The sequence below is a fragment of the Aeromonas sp. DNRA1 genome (genome assembly GCF_963888745.1).
GTDB classification, from domain to species: domain Bacteria; phylum Pseudomonadota; class Gammaproteobacteria; order Enterobacterales; family Aeromonadaceae; genus Aeromonas; species Aeromonas hydrophila.
In genome coordinates, this window is the sequence record NZ_CAWPKQ010000001.1 from 975017 (window position 1) to 993735 (window position 18719).

The 18719-nt window shown below is 63.9% G+C and carries 13 protein-coding genes; 7 read left to right on the top strand and 6 right to left on the bottom strand.

All coding sequences use genetic code 11. The features are described 5' to 3' along the window. Positions 1 to 12: 12 nt before the first annotated feature. A complete protein-coding gene (locus tag AACQ43_RS04410; RefSeq protein ID WP_168966154.1) occupies positions 13 to 1965 on the bottom strand; it encodes a monovalent cation:proton antiporter family protein in 1953 nt (650 codons plus the stop codon). A 100-nt stretch (positions 1966 to 2065) separates the two neighbouring features. On the opposite strand from AACQ43_RS04410, the gene AACQ43_RS04415 reads away from it, so the two are divergent. After that, complete coding sequence (locus AACQ43_RS04415) at positions 2066 to 2986, top strand: GGDEF domain-containing protein (RefSeq protein WP_211162482.1); 921 nt, start codon at positions 2066 to 2068, stop codon at positions 2984 to 2986. 75 nt (positions 2987 to 3061) lie between these two features. Here AACQ43_RS04415 and tilS read toward each other — a convergent pair whose 3' ends face one another. Then, complete coding sequence (gene tilS / locus AACQ43_RS04420) at positions 3062 to 4402, bottom strand: tRNA lysidine(34) synthetase TilS (RefSeq protein WP_168966160.1); 1341 nt, start codon at positions 4400 to 4402, stop codon at positions 3062 to 3064. A gap of 128 nt (positions 4403 to 4530) precedes the next feature. Between tilS and AACQ43_RS04425 the strand changes: the two genes are divergently transcribed. From AACQ43_RS04425 to AACQ43_RS04440, 4 genes are all read left to right on the top strand, one after another. Then, positions 4531 to 6561 carry a M13 family metallopeptidase gene (locus tag AACQ43_RS04425; protein ID WP_168966162.1) on the top strand — a complete coding sequence of 677 codons (2031 nt, stop codon included), beginning with the start codon at positions 4531 to 4533 and terminating at the stop codon, positions 6559 to 6561. Positions 6562 to 6672: 111 nt separating this feature from the next. Continuing rightward, positions 6673 to 7110: a PliI family lysozyme inhibitor of I-type lysozyme gene (locus tag AACQ43_RS04430; protein ID WP_168966163.1), complete on the top strand. Its 438-nt coding sequence runs from the start codon at positions 6673 to 6675 to the stop codon at positions 7108 to 7110. Between the two features lie 361 nt (positions 7111 to 7471). Then, the gene (locus AACQ43_RS04435; protein WP_168966164.1) at positions 7472 to 9214 is read left to right on the top strand and encodes an ABC-F family ATP-binding cassette domain-containing protein; all 1743 of its coding nucleotides are present in this window, start codon (positions 7472 to 7474) and stop codon (positions 9212 to 9214) included. 83 nt (positions 9215 to 9297) lie between these two features. Further along, positions 9298 to 9837: a GNAT family N-acetyltransferase gene (locus tag AACQ43_RS04440; protein WP_168966166.1), complete on the top strand. Its 540-nt coding sequence runs from the start codon at positions 9298 to 9300 to the stop codon at positions 9835 to 9837. A gap of 40 nt (positions 9838 to 9877) precedes the next feature. Here AACQ43_RS04440 and yjeH read toward each other — a convergent pair whose 3' ends face one another. Both yjeH and AACQ43_RS04450 read right to left on the bottom strand, forming a co-directional pair. Then, positions 9878 to 11158 carry an L-methionine/branched-chain amino acid transporter gene (gene yjeH / locus AACQ43_RS04445; protein WP_168966168.1) on the bottom strand — a complete coding sequence of 427 codons (1281 nt, stop codon included), beginning with the start codon at positions 11156 to 11158 and terminating at the stop codon, positions 9878 to 9880. A 177-nt stretch (positions 11159 to 11335) separates the two neighbouring features. Next, positions 11336 to 12631, bottom strand: a complete 1296-nt coding sequence (locus tag AACQ43_RS04450) for an HAAAP family serine/threonine permease (protein ID WP_168966170.1) — start codon at positions 12629 to 12631, stop codon at positions 11336 to 11338. A 504-nt stretch (positions 12632 to 13135) separates the two neighbouring features. Between AACQ43_RS04450 and AACQ43_RS04455 the strand changes: the two genes are divergently transcribed. Together AACQ43_RS04455 and AACQ43_RS04460 are read left to right on the top strand one after the other, a co-directional pair. After that, complete coding sequence (locus AACQ43_RS04455) at positions 13136 to 14044, top strand: LysR substrate-binding domain-containing protein (protein ID WP_029303708.1); 909 nt, start codon at positions 13136 to 13138, stop codon at positions 14042 to 14044. Between the two features lie 106 nt (positions 14045 to 14150). Beyond that, entirely contained in the window at positions 14151 to 15572 is a 1422-nt protein-coding gene (locus AACQ43_RS04460) for an MATE family efflux transporter (RefSeq protein WP_076361120.1), read from the top strand. Positions 15573 to 15581: 9 nt separating this feature from the next. Here the strand turns inward: AACQ43_RS04460 and pdxY are convergent, their stop codons facing one another. Together pdxY and AACQ43_RS04470 are read right to left on the bottom strand one after the other, a co-directional pair. Continuing rightward, positions 15582 to 16448: a pyridoxal kinase PdxY gene (gene pdxY, locus AACQ43_RS04465; protein WP_024946037.1), complete on the bottom strand. Its 867-nt coding sequence runs from the start codon at positions 16446 to 16448 to the stop codon at positions 15582 to 15584. Between the two features lie 72 nt (positions 16449 to 16520). Next, on the bottom strand, positions 16521 to 18653 hold the full coding sequence (locus AACQ43_RS04470; RefSeq protein ID WP_076361118.1) for a lysine decarboxylase CadA: 2133 nt from the start codon (positions 18651 to 18653) through the stop codon (positions 16521 to 16523). Positions 18654 to 18719: the final 66 nt, after the last annotated feature.

Below are 18719 nucleotides of genomic sequence, written 5' to 3' on the forward strand. Positions count from 1 at the left end.
CTTGAGGGAGAACTAGCGCCCCTCCAACAGACGCTGCTCCGCCTGCTCCACCGCCACCCCATTGCCGAACAGCACCAGCCGATCCCCTGCCGCCAGCACCAGCTCAGGTTTGGGTTCCAGCCGCAGCTCGCCGCGCTGTACCTCCTTGATCCGCACCGTCTCCAACGCCAGGGCCTGCACGCTGCGCCCCACGGCCCAGGCCTGCTCGTGCAGCAGCACGGGGTGCAGCCGTTCGAGCAGCTGATCCGTCTCCAGATTGCCGGCGCTTTGATCCCCCCAGTAGAAACCGTGCAGAAAGCGGTACTGGCTGCTGCGTTCGTGCTCCATCCGCCGGATAACCCGACCGATGGGGATGTCGCAGTTGAGCAGCAGGTGGGAGACCAGCATCAGGGCCCCCTCCTGGGATTCGGGGATCACTTCAAAGGCGCCCGCCCGCTTGAACGCCTCCAGAAAACTGTCATCCCGGGTGCGCACCAGCACCTTCACCTCCCCCGCCAGCTCCCTGATCAACGCCAGCATGGCCTCGACCCGCTTGTGATCGTCAAAGGTGATGATCACCAGCCGGGCCCGCAGCAGGCCGGCGGCCAGCAGGATGTCGCGGCGGCTGGCATCGCCGAACGCCACCTGCTCCCCCGCCGATTTGGCCTCGCTCACTCGCTCCGGGTCGAGATCCAGCGCCAGGAAGGGGATCTCCTCCTGCTTGAGAAAACGGGCGCAGGTCTGGCCGGCCCGACCAAAGCCCGCGATGATCACGTGCTGGCTCTTGCTAAGGCCCGACTGGGCCACCTCGGAGCGGGTAAGCAGGGCCGGATCGGTGAGGGAGCGGGCCAGATGATGAGCCTGCAGCACCAGCCAGGGCGTCATGGCGATGGAGGTGACGCCGATGCCGATGAGCAGGGAGACCAGCCGATGGTCGAGCAGACCGTGGTGGTTGGCCAGCGCCAGCAGCACGAAGCCGAACTCCCCCACCTGGCTCAGCATGATCCCCGCCGCCATGGCATCGCGCTTGCGCTCCCCCATCAGCCGGCCGGCCAGCAGCACCAGCAGGGACTTGAACAGGATCAGGCAGAGCACGCTGGTGGCCACCAGCCACCAGTCCTGCGCCACCCGCTGCCAGTCCATGGTCATGCCGATGGTGATGAAGAAGAGCCCCATCAGCACGTCCCGAAATGGCCGGATATCCACTTCCAGCTGATGACGATAGTGGGATTCCCCCAGCATCATGCCCGCCAGAAAGGCCCCCAGCGCCATGGAGAGCCCCATCCACTGGGTCAGCGAGGCCGCCAGCAGCGCCACCAGCAGGGCGCTCAGCACGAACAGCTCGTCGGAGCGGGCCCGCGCCACCTCGTGAAACAACAGTGGCAATAGCCACTTGCCCACCGCCAGCAGGCTCAGCAGGGCAAACAGCCCCTTGAGGGTGGCCCAGGCGATCTCCGCCAGCAGGGCGCTACCCTGGATCTCGGGCCTGGCCAGGATGGGGATCATCACCAGCAGCGGCACCACCGCCAGATCCTGAAACAGCAGCACGCTCACCCCGAGCTGGGCGCGGCGGGTGTGCAGCTGCTTCTGCTCCCCCAGCTGCTTGATCACCACGGCGGTGGACGAGAGCGCCAGGGTGCCCGACACCACCAGCGCCTGGGGCAGGCTCAGGCCCCACCACCAGGCGATGGCGAAAAACAGCGATGATGTGAGCAACACCTGCAGGCCGCCCACCCCGATCACCAGCCGACGCATGGCGATGAGCCGGGGCAGCGAGAATTCGAGCCCGAGCGAGAACATCAGAAAGACGATGCCGAGCTCGGCGATGGTCTGCATGATCGCCTGGCCGGTGATCACGGCGACGCCATAGGGGCCGAGCAGTACCCCGGCAAGCAGGTAAGCGAGGATCACCGGCTGGCCGAGGCGCCGGAAAATCGCCACCAACAGCACGGCGGCAAGCAGCAGGATCAACACATCTGCGTACAATATTTCCTCCCTTTTTATCTACTTAAGCCTAGCCAGCCACTCTTGTTCGCATCGAACATATTTTGGGCACAAGGATTGCAGGTAAGTGTCAGGAAGTAGGTTGTTTGAGGGCTGTACCGTGGAAAACACATCATCATTGAATGGTCTGGGACATGGCATCGAGCAGTGGGTTCGCCAGATGGAGCGGCTCACGCCGCTGGCCAGTCAGGATCGCAACCAGTTGCTCGAGTTGTTGTTGGTGCAGATGGACCTCGGCAGCCTGCTGGCAACCTTTGCCGATCGCGCGGCAAGAATTGTCCGGATCCACAGCCTGCACTTCGACTGCGGCCAGTCTCACACCTTGATCCAGCATCCGCCCCAGGCCAGCCTGACCCTGCACAGCTACCCGTTCGAGCTGCGCGGCCAGCATGGCCAGCTGATCGGCCAGTTGCACTACACCCTGGAACATGCCCTGAGCGGCAGCCAGCAGCGGATCCTACAGCAGTATCACCAGCTGCTCTGCCTGCCTCTGCCCCTCTATCTGCGCCTGTCACAGCTGGAGCTGCAGGTCAGGCTCGATCACCTGACCGGGCTCGGCAACCGCTCCTACTTCGACGAGGCCATCGGCCGGGCGGTAGAGCAGCACAGCCGGGAATCCCACGGCCTGGTGCTGGTGCTGCTGGATCTCGACCGCTTCAAGCAGATCAACGACACCTGGGGCCACCCGGTCGGCGATCTGGTGCTGAGCCGCTTCGCCCAGCTGCTGACCCACTGCATCCGCAGCACGGATCAGGCGTTTCGCCTCGGCGGCGACGAGTTCGCCCTGCTGCTGCAACCCGCCGAACCCGAGGCCTGGCGCCCGGTCTGGCTGCGCCTGCAGCACATGTTGATGACCAACAAGGAACTCAGTACCTTCTCGGTCGGCTGCAGCCTGGGAGCCGCCAGCTGGCAGTCCGGGGTGGACGTGCACAGCCTGTACGAGGCCGCCGATGCCCACCTCTATGCCCGCAAGAAGGCGGGCAAGGCCGGCCTGCTGGACTGAACCGGCCAGCCGCTGAATACGACAAGGCCGGCATATGCCGGCCTTGTCCGTTATCCGCGTTGGCGAATGAGAGCGTCACGCCGGGGGCTGACAGGCCGCCGCCGGCAGCCAGTGCCAGGCCAGGCCGGCGCCCTGCGTCATGAATCCGTCACAGAGGAACAGCTCGCCCACTGCCGCCACCTGCTCGCCGTAATAGAGGATGGGAATGCGGCCGCGCTGCCAGGAGGGAACCCCGTACTCCTGCAACAGCTTCTTGAGGCGCCGGCTGCCGCCACGCCCTGCCGGCTTGAGCATGCTGCCGGCAGCCACCCCGAAGCGCACCGACAGCGGCTCGTCCGCCCTTGGCAGCCGCAGCCCCTCGCCTTCCAGGCGCGGCAGCAAGCACACCTCCCCCAGCCCGCCCGGCAGGATCAGCGTCTCCCCCACGGCCAATGTCAGCTGTTCGTGGCGAGGCTGCAGCCCGGGTCGCACCAGATGAAGCCGGCCCTGAAAGCGGCGGCAGCTCTGCCCGCCCCAGTTGAGCTGGGGATTGGCGTCTTCGCGCGCCAGCGCCACCTCCTGCCAGAGCAGACCAAGCTGCTCGCGAGAGGGCATCTCGCCCCCCTGGCGGCGGATCCAGTGACGCAGCAGGTTGTTGCGCCGGGTAGCTGACAGGGCCCGCAGCGGCGCGATCTGCAGCGCCTCTCCTGCTGCCGCCAGCCGCCAGTCGGCCTCGGCCAGCTCCTCCAGCAGCGCCTCCTGCTCGGCGCACAGCGCCATGCTGCGCGCCGCGGTCTGGGCCATGGCGGGCCAGCGGGCCTTGAGCTGGGGAATGAGCCGTTGGCGCAGGAAGTTGCGGTCATAACTCACATCCTGGTTGCTCTCATCCTCCACCCAGCCATAGGGGAGACTGGCCGCCACCTCGGCCAGCTCGGCCCGGCTCACCTCGAGCAAGGGGCGCAGCAACAGGCCACCGGCAAAGGGCTGGCTCGGCACCATGCCTGCCAGCCCGCGCAGGCCGGCGCCGCGCTTGAGCGCCAGCAGCAGGGTCTCCAGCTGATCGTCCTGATGGTGGGCAGTGAGCAGCCACTCCCCCTCCCCCAGCTGAGCGGCGAGGCGCAGATAGCGGGCCTCCCGCGCCTGCGCCTCCAGGCTGTCGCCACTGCCTCGCTGAAGTTGCACCCGCTCGACCAGCAGCGGCACCGCCAGTTGCTGACACACCTTTTCGCAGTGGGCCACCCACTCGTCGGCATTTGGGCTCAGGCCGTGATGGACGTGCAAGGCACGCAGGGCAAGGCCGTAGGCACGGGCAAAGCGTGCCGCCAGCACCAGCAGCACGGTGGAGTCGAGCCCACCGCTGAAGGCCACCAGCAAACCACGGGAACCTTCCGGCGCGGGCAGAGTCTGACAAAAACGAGAATAAATACGAGAAATCATAGGCTTCCCCAATACGACCAGGCCGATCTTAGCAGACTCGGGCTTATCAAGCGCTAACCCGACTGCTAGAGTGAGACGCTCCCTGCGTGGGCAAGGAAGCCGCATAACCCGAATTGGAATCCATCATAATGAACAACAAAAAAAGCATACTGGCCGCCCTCGTCGGGCTGGCCCTGCTGGCCGGCTGCAGTCAGGCCCCGGCTGGCGCAGACAAACACTCCGGCCTCGCGCTGGCCAACATGGACACCAGCGTCAAACCCGGTGACGACTTCTTTCGCTACGTAAACGGCCACTGGCTCTCCACCGCCAAGATCCCGGACGACAGGCCCGCCGACGGCGCCTTCTACATGCTGCGCGACAAATCCCTGGCGGACGTGCGGGTGCTGGTGGAAGGGCTGGACGGCAAGGCCGCCGCCGGCACACCGGCCCAGCAGATCCACGACCTTTACCAGAGCTACCTGGATCAGACTACCCGCAACGCCAAGGGCACGGCGCCGCTGATGCCGATGTTGAGCGAGATCGAGCAGATCCGCACACCGCAGGATCTGGCCCGGGCCTTCGCCCAGAGCGGCCGCAACGGCGGCGGCGCCCCGTTCGGTTTCTGGGTCGATGCCGACGCCAAGGCGCCGGACAGCTATGCGGTCTACCTCTACCAGGCCGGGCTCGGTCTGCCGGATCGGGACTACTACCTCAAGACGGATGCCGCCAGCCAGGCGCTGCGTCAAAAATACGAGCAGCACATCGCCACCATGCTGGGCCGCTTCGGCGAGGCGGATGCCGGGGCCAAGGCCAAACGCATCCTGGCCCTCGAGAGCAAACTCGCCCGGATCCAATGGGACAACGTCACCCTGCGGGATCGGGAGAAGAACTACAACAAGGGGCCCCAGAGCGAGCTCAAACGCCTCGCCCCCACCATCGAATGGAATGCCTACCTGACCCAGGCCGGCCTCGCCGGCCAGAGCAGCCTCGTCATCGGCCAGCCCACCTATCTCGCGGCCCTCAATGAGGTGATGCAGCAGACCCCTATCGGCGACTGGCAGGCCTACTTCAAGTGGCATCTCATCACCGATTACGCCCCCTACCTCGACAGCCAGACCGATGCCCAGAACTTCGCCTTCTTCGGCACCACCCTGAGCGGCACGCCCAAGCAGCGCGCCCCTTGGGAGCGGGCCCTCGGCGTACTGGACGATCACCTGGGCGAGGCGGTAGGCAAGCTCTACGTGGAGCGCTACTTCCCGCCCCAGGCCAAGGCCCGCATGGAGCAGCTGGTGGAGAACCTGCGCACCGCCTATGGCCAGAGCATCGAGGAGCTGGACTGGATGTCGCCGGCCACCAAGGCCCAGGCCAAAGAGAAGCTCGCCAAGTTCCGCCCCAAGATCGGCTACCCGGACAAGTGGAAGGATTACAGCGCCATCGCGATCCGTGCCGACGATCTGGTGGGCAACCTGCAGCGGGCCCGCGCCTTCGAATACGCCGACAACCTGGCGCGCCTCGGCAAGCCGGTAGACAGAGACGAGTGGCACATGTCGCCGCAGACGGTGAACGCCTACTACAACCCGAGCAACAACGAGATCGTCTTCCCGGCCGCCATCCTGCAGCCCCCCTTCTTCGACATGACGGCGGATGACGCGGTCAACTACGGCGCCATCGGTGGGGTGATCGGCCACGAGATGGGCCACGGTTTTGATGATCAGGGCGCCAAATCCGACGGTGACGGCGTGATGCGCGACTGGTGGACGCCCCAGGATCTCAAGGAGTTTCGCTTCCGCACCAGCCGGCTGGTGGCCCAGTACAACCGCTTCGAGCCCATCAAGGGGCAGTTCGTCAACGGCCAGTTCACCCTGGGGGAGAACATCGGCGATCTGGGTGGCCTTACCATCGCCCACAAGGCCTACCTGCTGTCGCTGGATGGCAAGGAGGCCCCGGTGCTGGACGGCTTCACCGGCGAGCAGCGCTTCTTCCTCGGCTGGGCCCAGGTATGGAAGGGCATGTATCGCCCCGAGCTGATGCAGATGCTGCTCGCCTCGGATCCCCACTCGCCGCCGGAATACCGGGTCAACGGCGTGGTGCCGAACATCCCCGCCTTCTACGAGGCGTTCAAGATCCAGCCGGGTGACAAGCTCTATCTGGACCCGGCCAAACGGGTCAAGATCTGGTAATGACCGCCCCGATGAGGGGCGGATGACGCGAACCGGCGGGGGCTGCCCGGCCGGTTCGCACAGTGACACAGGTGGCGGGCAACCGCCGCCGCAGTAACAAGGGTCAAACCGATGAAAGCCTTGCTCATGACACTCGGCCTGCTCACCCTGCCCCTCGCCAGCCAGGCGGCGGACGGGTTCTTCAAACAGCTGACGCTCCCCTCAGGCCAGGTAGTGACCGTCAGCGAAGGGCGCGGCGAACCTGCCTCCACCGGCAGCTACGACGTGCACCTCTACTCCGGCGCCAACCCCCAGTTCCCGCTGGATCAGTTCATCGATGGCAAGGTGCTGCCGCGCGATGGCAGCATCAAGGAGCTCAAGCTGCTGGATCTCAACGGCGACAAGCAGCCCGAGCTCATCGTCGTGGTCGAGAGTACCGGCAGCGGCAGCTACCTGAGCGCCGACGCCTTCACCATCAACCCGCAGGAGGGGCTGGACAGCTTCAACCACGTGGAGGGGCTGGCCCCCAATGAAGATGTGATCCAGGCGCTCAAGACCCCGCGCGACTGACCCCCATCACCACGCCCCGCCCAGCGGGGCGTTTTTTGTCCCGCCGCTGACAAAGCGCCTTCCCGCCTCACCCGCAGGGCACCGCCATGGATAGACGGTTATTTTTTCTGCGCTTATAATCGCCGCACCGTGCCATAACGAAACACAAGGAGGTAAAAAATGGTTATCCAAGCGTGTCCGATGTTCTCGGCTCGCCTGTTCGGCACATTCGCGTGCTCTTGCCTGCATACCATCGCGCTGCGATAGCGGGTTCGAGCAAAGCCGACTCCCTTCCATACCGAGACCTTTCTCGACTCTGCCGTTGTCGCCAGCGCTCCTGATGACAGGGATCTCCGATCCCGCGATTTAAGAGAGCAAGAGCATGACAACCCTGATGAGTACCCATTCCCTGCAGATGAGTGCGGGGCACCTTCCGTTATTTGACCACCTCGAACTCGGCATACGCGCAGGTGACAGGCTCGGCCTGATTGGCGCCAACGGTTGCGGCAAGAGCACATTGCTGGCGCTGCTGGCGGGCGAGCGCATGCCTCAAGCTGGCCGTGTCGTGCAGGCCGCAGCCTGCCGCTGCGAGTTCGTGGCCCAGCAACTACCCGCCGGGCTCTCTACCCTCAGCACCCGCGCCGTGCTGTTTGACGTGCTGGGCAACGATCCGAGCGCCGAATGGCAGGTGGACAAGCTGCTGGCCGAGCTGCAACTGGAGGCCCAGGCCGCGCTGCCGGTCAGTACACTGAGCGGCGGCCAGCACAGCCGGCTGCAGATAGGCCGTGCCCTTCTGCGCCAACCCAACCTGCTGCTGCTCGATGAGCCCAGCAACCACCTGGACTTACCCGCCCTGCTCTGGCTCGAGCAGTTTCTGCTGGGCTGGCGCGGCGCCTTCGTGCTGGTCTCCCACGATGGCCGTCTGCTGGACCGGGTCACCGAGCAGACCCTGATCCTGCGCGATGGCGAGCTGCACCGCTTCGCCCTGCCCTGCAGCCAGGCGCGAGCGGCGCTGGCCGCCGAGGATGAGCAGGCCCGCCTGCGCCGGGCTGACGAGCAAAAAGAGATCGACCGCCTGAGCGCCAGCAGCAAACGCCTCGCCATCTGGGGGCGAGAGCATGACAACGAGAAGCTGGTGCGTCAGGCCAAATCCATGGAGAAGCGCATCGCCCGCCTGCAGGAGGAGCAGAGCCAAGTGGCAGCGCTGGCCCCCTGGCGGCTCGAGCTGCGCGGAGTGAGCTTGCCTGCCGACACGCTGCTGCGACTGGAGGCACTCGACGTATCGCCAGCGCCAGCATTGCCGCCGCTGCTGCGCGCCGAAGGGCTCTGGCTGCGGGCAGGAGACAAGGTCGCGCTGCTCGGAGCCAACGGCACCGGCAAGTCCTCCCTGCTGCGCCAGTGCTGGCGCGAACTGGCCGCGCAGAGCCCGCAGGCGGGCTGGTACTGCCACCCCGGCGCCAGCATCGCCTATTACGATCAGTCCCTGCAGCAGCTGGCTGACGACGCCACCCTGAGCGATGCCCTCTACCCGCTGGCTCCTCTGCCGGAGACGACGCGGCGTCAGGCGCTGATCCGGGCGGGCTTCCCCTATGCCCGTCACGGCCAGCAGGTACGTACCTTGAGCGGGGGCGAGCGGGCACGGCTGCTGTTTCTCGCCCTGTCGCTCGGCAGCCACCACATGCTCTGGCTCGACGAACCCACCAACCACCTGGATCTGGCGGGCAAGGAGGAGCTGGCCGAGGCGATTGCCGCCTTCCCGGGCGGCGTGCTGCTTGTCTCCCACGATCGGGAGCTGATCGAGCGCAGCTGCAACCGCTTCTGGCTGATCAGGGACGGTCGCATCCAGGAGGCTCACAGTGCCGAGCGGGCCTATGCCGAGCTGCTCGGCGATGCGCCCTCGCCGGCAGCAGACAAGGCAAGCCTGGCCGCCCCCGCCGCCATGGGGCAGGCCTCAGCCGGCCCGGCGGATCACGAAGAGGCGCTGCTGGCACGCTGGTATGAACTCGATGCCCTGCTCGCCGCCGATCTGGCCCGCAAGCCCAGGCACCAGACCCCGCGCCTGCAGCAGCAGTGGCGTGACGAGCTGGCCAGGCTCACCGACCAGCTCGGGCTGGTCGGATCATGAGCAGAGCCATCAACCGGCTTTGCCAGCCATCCCTGTTTGACCCAACACTCGCGGCCAACTCCGGTTGGCCGCAAGGAGCCATCATGACATCAACGCAACAACCCCACATCAGGCTGGATCCGGTGAGCGACGCCGATCTGCCCCACATCTACCGCGGCCTGTCCGATCCGCGGGTCGTCGCCTACTACGGCGTCAGCTACGACAGCCTGACAGCGTGCCAGGCCCAGATGGCCTGGTATGCCGAGCTGACCCGTACCGGCCGCGGCGCCTGGCACCTCATTCGTGACCGGCACACGGGCGAACCGCTCGGCGCCATCGGTTACAACGATGCCGACCCGACTCACCGGCACGCCGAGCTGGGCTACTGGCTCTATCCCGAGCATTGGGGCAAGGGGGTGATGAGCGCGGCGCTGCAACTGTGGCTGCCGCTCACTTACCACACTACCGACCTGCACCGGCTGCTGGCAGTGGTGGAGGAGCCCAATCTCCCCTCCGCCCGCCTACTGGAGCGGGCGGGCTTTCACTACGAAGGCACCGCGCGGGAGTGTGAACGCAAGGGAGATGGTTTTATCTCCCTGCGCCACTACGCCATCTTGCGCAGCGACCTGCCCGCCAACCTGTGACCTGCAACAAAAAGCCCCGCACTGCGGGGCTTTTTTCGGGTTACTTGATGGCGCAGACACGTTCATCGGATACCGAGCGGCGGCGTCTGCGCCGCCACAGGGAGAAGCAGCCATACCCCAGACTGAGCACGACGGCATAGAGCACCTGGGAGGCGAGCGCCACCAGCACCAGGGCGCAGAGCAGCACGCTCACCCCCGCCAGCCCCTTGCCCACCCCGCCGAGCAGACGCCAGCCCGCCGCCATGCAGAGCAGGTAGACCAGCACGAAGTTGCCGTTGGCATAGCGGATCAGCTCATCGAGCGGCAGTCGCAGCCAGATGATCAGGGTGATGCAGACCAGACAGATGGCGAGCACCAGACTCAAGGCCCGCAGCGGCGCGCCGCGGGCGGTGAGGCGGGCCAGCGAGACCGGCAGCTTGCCTTCGCGCGCCATGCTCCAGATCAGCCGGGCAAACCCCTGCAGGTAGATGTTGATGCTGGCAAAGCAGGAGAAGTAGCCGAGCACCGCCACCAGCCACTTGGCGGTGGGGCCGAACAGCAGCGAGAGCAGGGCCGGAATGGCGGTGGCGTTGGTCGCCTCATCGCCGTAGAGCCCGTATTTGAGCACCACCAGCGAGTGCACCCAGTAGATGAGCCCCGCCAGCAGCACGCCGCCAAGCAGGGCGATAGGGTAATCCCGCTCCGGTCGCTTGAACTCCTCCCCCATGTGGGCGAAGGCCTCGAGCCCGACGAAACACCAGAACATCACCGCCAGCGCGGTGGCCATGGCAGGCCACTCGTCCGTCGTCGGCAGCGGCCGGGCGGCGTCGCGCCAGCTGATATCCCCCTTGAACCAGATAAGCAGGGTGAGCCCCAGAATGGCCAGAGCTATCAACAGTTGCAGGTTGCCGGAGGAGCGCGCACCGCGCAGCCCCAGCAAAAATACCCCGAGCAGGGTGAGCAGCTGGATGCCCCACAGGGTCCACTCCCCCAGATCGAACAGGGCGTGCCAGAAGCCGGCGGCGATCATCAAGGCGGCGGGCAAGCCCACCGGCAACACTGCCAAAAACAGGAAGGCGGAGAAGCGCTCGGCGCCGTTGCCAAAGGCAAGGCCAATCAGGTGCGGCGCGCCGCCGGCGTGGGGATAACGGCGGCCGAGGCGCGCAAAGGTAAAGGCGATGGGCAGCACCAGCGCAATCAACAGCAACCAGGCCCACAGCGAGGCCCCGCCCGCCAGCGAGGCGGCAGTCGCCGGCACCACGAAGATCCCGGTGCCCAGCAGCGAGGTGGCGAGCAGCCCCATTCCCTGCCAGAGCCCGAGATCCTTTTTCAACCCAGACATATCCTTTTGTCCCGACTAGAAAAACATCCCGCCATGTTAGGCCTGCCCCGCCCCTTTGTTAAGCACGATGGCAAGAATATGCCCGGTTTTATGCAAGGCCGTATCCATGGACAGCGGCCATAAAAAAAGCCGCCTCTTGCGAGGCGGCTTCTTCATTCAACCGGGTAACCCGTGTTATCAGGCAATCAGCTTGTAGATGATACCGGACATGGCGATCAGGCCGATGATGGTCACGAACGCGTTGCTGATGTTGCCAGCGTATTTGCGCATGGCCGGCACCTTGGTGATGGCGTACATCGGCATCAGGAACAACAGCATCGCGATGATGGGGCCGCCCAGGTCTTCAATCATGCCGAGGATGCTCGGGTTGATGGTGGCGATGGCCCAGGTGGTCAGGATCATGAACACTGCGGTCACTTTGTTCAGCTGCTTGACGTCAACGTTCTTGCCTTTCTCACGCAGCGCCTTGGCCATCAGACCGTTCATGCCCTCTTGTGCACCCAGGTAGTGACCCAGGAAGGACTTGCTGATGGCGACCATGGCGATCAGCGGAGCCACGGTGGCGATAACCGGGTTGTCGAAGTGGTTGGCCAGGTAGGACAGGATGGAGATGTTCTGTTCCTTGGCAGCAGCCAGGTCAGCCGGGGAGAGGCTCAGTACGCAGCTGAATACGAAGAACATAACGGTCATCACCATCATGACGTGGGCGCCCAGCAGGATGTTGCTGCACTTCTTCTCGGCACCTTCACCGTAACGACCTTTGTTGTCCACCGCGAAGGAGGAGATGATCGGGGAGTGGTTGAAGGAGAACACCATGACCGGGATAGCCAGCCACAGGGTCTTGATGAAGTCACCGTTGAAGGCGTCGGACAGGGCCGGCGCTTCGGTGATGATGGCACCGTTCCAGTGCGGGATCAGGTAGAACGCCAGACCCATCAGGGTGATCACGAACGGGAATACCAGCACGCTCATCGCTTTGACGATAACCTGGCCGCCCAGACGAACAACCGCCATCAGACCCAGGATCAGCGCCAGTGACAGGATGGCACGGGGAGGTGCAGTCATGCCCAGCTGGTGAACAATCAGGCTCTCGACGGTGTTGGTGATGGCTACCGAGTACATCAGTACGATCGGGTAGATGGCAAAGAAGTAGAGCAGGGTGATGAACTTGCCTGCGGTCTTGCCGAAATGCTCTTCCACTACCTCGGTGATGTCGCCATCACGGGTAGAACCGGACAGCACGAAGCGGGCCAGGCCACGGTGTGCGAAGAAAGTCAGCGGCAGGGCCAGGATCAGCATGGCGACCAGCGGCCACAGACCACCTACACCGGCGTTGATCGGCAGGAAGAGTACACCGGCACCGATGGCGGTACCGTACAGACCCAGCATCCAGACCACATCGGCCTTGTTGATGCCACGGGAAGACGCATTACTGGCTAAGCGGCCTTCTACTGCAATGTTCATGTCAGACATAGGGGTGTTCCTGTCATCAAGGAAAATAGAAAAGTTCTAGTCAACCGGGCGCAATGCCCTGTCCCATCTCCCTGGAACTCCTGCAGTCCATCCCTGTTATTCTCATCCCGCCAGCTCGGCAAGCTGGTCATCACTCCATGTAACAACCAAATTGCAACAAACAAGCCGGCGGGTCATAGGCCCGAGGGCCACAAACGCGTCAGACTTTACAACTCGCTAACACGCTTTTGTTCCGATGCGCTGACTCTAATTAAATCCCCTTAGCGATCACAGTGTTTTTTTGAATTAATCAACCAAAGTTTGACTGGAATCGCCTTTCTGGCGTCATAGATCACGTTACGAGCCCAATTTTGTGAACAGCCGTTAACAAACAGAGGTAGTTTCACCCGTATCTATATCCTTGTAGGTACAACAAATTGCTTACATTCGACTATTTATTGCTCAGGTTGTGCCTCGCCGTCCGCTGACGTACCCTGTTGCTCAACATTTTTTCGCTGAATTAATATGGCCATCACCCGTACCGATCTCGCCGAACTGGCGGTGTTTGCCGCCGTCGCCCGCCACCAGAGTTTCAGCAAGGCCGCCCTCGAACTCGGCGTGTCTGCCTCCGCCCTGAGCCACAGCCTGAAAGGGCTGGAGACCCGTTTGGGGGTACGGCTGCTCAATCGCAGTACCCGCGCCGTGGTCCCCACAGATGCGGGTCAGCGCCTGCTGACCCAGTTGCTGCCAACTTTGAGCCATCTGGAGAGCGCACTGGGTGAGCTGGCCCGTCACAGCGACGAACCGGTAGGAAGGCTGAAGATCAGCGCACCGCGCGGTGCCATCGATGAGTTGCTGGCCCCGGTGCTGATCGATTACATGGTGCGTTACCCGCGCATGCAGGTGGAGGTGGTGGAGCAGGAGTTGATGCCGCGCCTCATCGAAGATGGTTATGACGCCGCCCTCTTCTATGGGGATCTGCTGCCCAAGGAGATGATCGGGGTCCCGCTCGGCCCGCCCCAGCGCTATCTGGTGGTGGCCGCCCCCGCCTATCTGGCCGAGCACGGCACCCCGCAGCACCCGCGCGAATTGACCCGGCACGCCTGCATCGGCTATCGGCTAACCCCCTCCCATCACTATCGCTGGGCCTTTGCCGGCGAGGAGGGCGCCATGCTGGAGATCGAAGTGACCGGGCCGCTCACCACCAGCACGCCAGCCCTCTATCTGGGAGCGGCCGAGGCGGGACTGGGACTGGCCTACTGTCTGGAAGAGGAGGTGAGCAGGCAGCTTGCCGAGGGCACCCTGGTAAGCGTGCTGGAGCCCTGGTGCCCCACCTTCGTCGGTTTCTCGCTCTTCTATCCCAGTCGCCATCAGCTGGGCAACGGGCTGCGCGCCCTTATCGACATGCTCAAGGGACACTACCAGCCACGCTGATTGATGAATATGGCTCATCAATTCATCAAGTAGAAACCGGATTATCTATAAAAAAATATTAATCTAGACTATCTGCTCGATAATCGAACTCCCCAAGAGAACAGATATGTCTGCCTACTTCACTCTGCGCCAGCGGGCGATGACCCGCCGTTTCTGGGGCTATGCCCTCCCCTCCATCATGGCCATGCTGGTATCCGGCGCCTACTACCTGGTCGATGGCATCTTTGTCGGTCACTACGTGGGGGCCGCCGGCCTCGCCGGCATCAACCTGGTCTACCCGGTCATCATGGTACTGATCGGTCTCGCCGCCATGATCAGTATGGGGGCGGCCACCGCCATCTCCTTCCAGCAGGGCGCCAGAAATTTCGGCCTGGCCCGCCAGGCGCTGGTCAATGCGCTCTGGCTGCTGGGGCTGCTGGGCGCCGTGGCGCCGCTGCTGCTGCACTACTGGCACGTCGACATCCTGCTGGCACTGGGCATTGAACAGGGTACCGACACCTGGCAACAGGCCAGCGACTACCTCTACTGGATTGGCGGCGGTACCCTGCTGCTGGCCTGCAACCTGGCGGTGCCCTATCTGCTGCGCAACGACGGCCGCCCCCGTCTCGCCATGCTGCTGGTGAGCAGCGGCGCTATCCTCAACATCATCCTCAACTACATCATGGTGGGCCGGCTGGGACTGGGTCTGATCGGTACGGCGCAGGCCACCCTCATCTCGGAAGGGGTCGTCAGCCTGCTCGGGCTGGGTTATTTCTTTACCCGCCATGCCAAGCTGCGCATAGAGTGGCGCCACCTGGTGCCCGACTTCCCGGCCATGCCGAACCTGCTGTTCACCGGCCTGCCGAGCCTGATCGCCCAGTTCAACCTCGGCCTGCTGCTGCTGCTGCACAACAGCCAGCTGATGGTGCACGGTTCGGTCAAGGATCTGGCGGGCTTCACCGTGGCCGGTTACACCGAGGCGGTGTTCATCGTCATCCTGCAGGGGCTGGCCTTCGGCATTCAGCCGCTGGTCAGTCAGGCGGCCGGTGCCAAACGCCATCGTGACCTCAAGTTCCTGATGGAGATGGGGCTCAAGATCACGCTCGTCTATGGTCTGGCGGTCTGGCTGCTGATCCAGCTGCTGCCGCGCCAGGTGGCCATGCTCTACACCGGCGATCAAGATGGCGAGCTGCTCGCGGCCGCCACCAGCAGCCTGACTCTCAACCTCGGCGCCATTCCGCTGGAGGGGATCATCATGTTCGGCATCGTGCTGCTGCAGTCCATGGCCCGTACCCGCCAGGCGCTGCTCATCTCGGCCGCCAAGACCCTGCTGCTGCTGCCGCTGATCTTCATGCTGCCACTCTGGTGGGGCCGGGATGGCGTACTGCTGGCCCAGCCCACCACCGTGGTGTTGCTGACCCTGCCGCTGTGCTGGTTGCTGTGGCGGGAGTGGCGCCGTCTCAAGCTGGCCTGTGCCCCGCTGAGCCGGCCCGGTCGCAAGCCGCTTGGTGCGCGCCAACAAGTGCAACTGGCCAGGCGCGCCGGTTAAGCGCCGCCATCAGGCCGGCAGCCGGCGGGCACAGGTGCGGATCTCGGGCTCGACCATCGCCTGCTGGGCGGCCACCAGCTGCAGCTCGTAGGCGCCCGCCAGCCAGGTCTGGGCCAGCACCGCATCCACGCTGGCATTGGTGCGCTCGAACGCCGCCACCGGCGTAAAGCCCGCCAGCAGGTTGGCCAGCATGGTGGCGCTCAGCAGATCCCCCACCCCGATGGGCTGACGCTGAAACTCATAGAGGGGGCGCGAGATATGAAACGCCCCCTCCTCGCACACCAGCAGCATCTCGAACCGATCCAGGCTCAAGCCGGCGCGGCCCAGATGCTTGACCATCACCAGCTCCACTCCCCCCTCACGCAGTTGCTGGCAAGCCGCCAGCGCCTCGCTCAGATTGCAGATCTCGCGGCCGGTCAGCTGCTCCAGCTCCAGCAGATTGGGGGCCAGCAGGTCGGCGCAGGCCAGCGCCCGGTTTTTCAGAAAATCGGCGACGCCGGGCGCGACTATGCACCCCTTGTCGGGATGCCCCATCACGGGGTCGCAAAAATAGCGGGCATTCGGATTGAGTGCCTTGAGGTGAGCCACCGCCGCCAGGATCTCCTCCCCCTGCTCGGCCGAGCCGAGATAACCGCTCAGGATCGCATCGCACTGCCCCAGTACACCGATGTCGGCCAGCCCCGCCATCAGCTGGCGGATATGGCCGTTTGGCATCACCATCCCCTGCCAGCCTGCGCTGTACTGGGTATGGTTGGAAAATTGCACCGTGTTGACGGGCCACACCTCCAGCCCCATGCGGCGCATGGGAAACACGGCGGCGCTGTTGCCGGCGCAGCCGAACACCACGTGGGACTGGATGGAGAGAACTCGCTTCATGCTGACTCGCAAAAAAATGGATGAACCCAGATGGGAAAAACGGGCCTTGCGGCCCGTTGTTGTCACTCTCGCTTAACGCAGCACCTTGACGGTGTAGCTGCCATCGGCCTGACGATAGAGGCCGTGGATGTCGGTCTCGAAGCCCGGGTAGTGCGCCCCGATCTCGCACAGCATCTCGAGGAACTCGAGCACCGGCAGGGAATCCTGGGTCACCATCTCGCCCGGCAGCACCAGCGGTACTCCCGGCGGGTACGGCAGGATCATGTTGGCGCTGATGCGGTCAACCATGTCGCGCAGCGGCACTTCCACCACGTTGCCGGCCAGCTCTTGCTGCCAGGCGGCGTGCGGGGTCATCTTCATCTCCGGCAGCACGTCGAACGCCTTAAACATCAGCTCCGGCAGACGGTACTTGCTGGTCAGCTCGTGAATGCGCTGGGCCAGCTCCTGGATGCGCATCCCTTCGTAGAAGCTCGGGTCTTCACGATAGAGGCTCGGCAGGATGCTCTTGATGGTCAGGTTCAGATCGTAACCGCGCTTGAACTCGGTCAGGGCGCGCAGCAGCTGCATCGCCTTGGACTGATCGATACCGATGGAGAACAGGAACAGCAGGTTGTAGGGGCCGGTCTTCTCAACCACGATGCCGCGCTCGTCCAGGAACTTGGAGACCAGCGAGGCAGGGATGCCGTTGTCCAGCAGTTGACCATTGCGGCCCATGCCCGGGGTCAGCAGAGTGACCTTGATGGGATCCAGGTACATGTGGTTGTCGTCGATGTCCTTGAAACCGTGCCAGTCATCTTTCGGATCCAGCTTCCAGCACTCGACGGTGTCGATGTCGTCCGGCTGCCATACGTCGAAGAACCAGCCTTCACTCTGCTCGCGCAGACGCTTGATCTCTTTGCGGAAGGAGATGGCGCGATCGATGGAGTCCTTGATCAGCCGTTTGCCGGTGTTGCCCCGCATCATGGCGGCGGAGATCTCGGTCGAGGCCACGATGCCGTACTGCGGCGAGGTGGAGGTGTGCATCATGAAGGCTTCGTTGAAGGTCTCTTCCTCTACGTCGCCCTTGATGTGGATCATCGAGGCCTGGGAGAAGGCCGCCAGCAGCTTGTGGGTGGACTGGGTTTCGTAGAACACCTTGCCCGGCATGGCTTCGCCGCTCATGCCGCACTTGCCTTCGTAGATCGGGCTGAAGTTGGTGTAGGGCACCCAGGCACTGTCGAAGTGGATGTAAGGGGTGTCCAGCGCCTCCTTGATGAAGCCGGTGTTGTAGAGCAGGCCGTCATAGGTGGAGTTGGTGATCACGGCGTAGCGCGGCGCCTGGGCACCCGGGGTGGCGGCAACCTTGGCAGCGATGGTGTCGCGGCTGAATTCGCTCTGCGGGATGCCGCCCAGAATGCCGTAGGCATTGCGGGTCGGGCGGAAGTAGAGCGGGGTCACGTCGTTCATCATCATCAGGTGAGTGAGCGACTTGTGGCAGTTGCGGTCCACCAGCACAGTGCTGCCGGCCGGCGCCGAGTACATGCCGACGATCTTGTTGGCAGTGGAGGTGCCGTTGGTGACGATGTAGGAGCGATCGGCGTTGAAGGTACGGGCGATGTACTCTTCGGCTTCCTTGTGCGGACCTGAGTGATCCAGCAGGGAGCCCAGCTCCGGCATGGAGATGGAGACGTCGGCCTTGAAGGCGTTCGGGCCGTAGAAGTCATAGAAGATGCTGCCGGCCGGGCTCATCTGGAAAGCGGTGCCGCCCATGTGACCCGGTGTACAGAAGGTGTATTTACCCTCTTCCACGTACTTGAACAGTGCCTTGGTGAAGGGCGGCAGGATGGCGTCCTGATACTCCTGGGTGGCCTGACCCATCTTGAGGGCGATGTCGTCGGCCATGCCGAGACGGTACTCGAAGAAGTGCACGTTCAGACGCAGGTCGGTCAGGTGAATGTCCAGGGTGGACTGGTCGTTGGCGAAGGCGAAGATCGGCAGCTTCTCGTTGCGATCGTGGATCTCCTTGCACAGGCCCAGGGAGTATTTGTCCCAGTCGAAGATGGCGCCGCAGACGCGGGGGTTCTTCTCAATCAGTTTCAGCAGATCGGCCACATCGACCGGATAAACGACCTCGAAACCCTTGCGCTCGAGGGAGGCTTGCAGCTGGCGAATGGGTTCTTCTTTGAAGAAAACGCCCAGGTGGTTGAGGATGGCAATGATGTTCATCGTAATGCTCCACACGTGATGGGGCGCTCTCCATCAGGGATGGTGAGTGAAGAGCGCTCGGAAAAG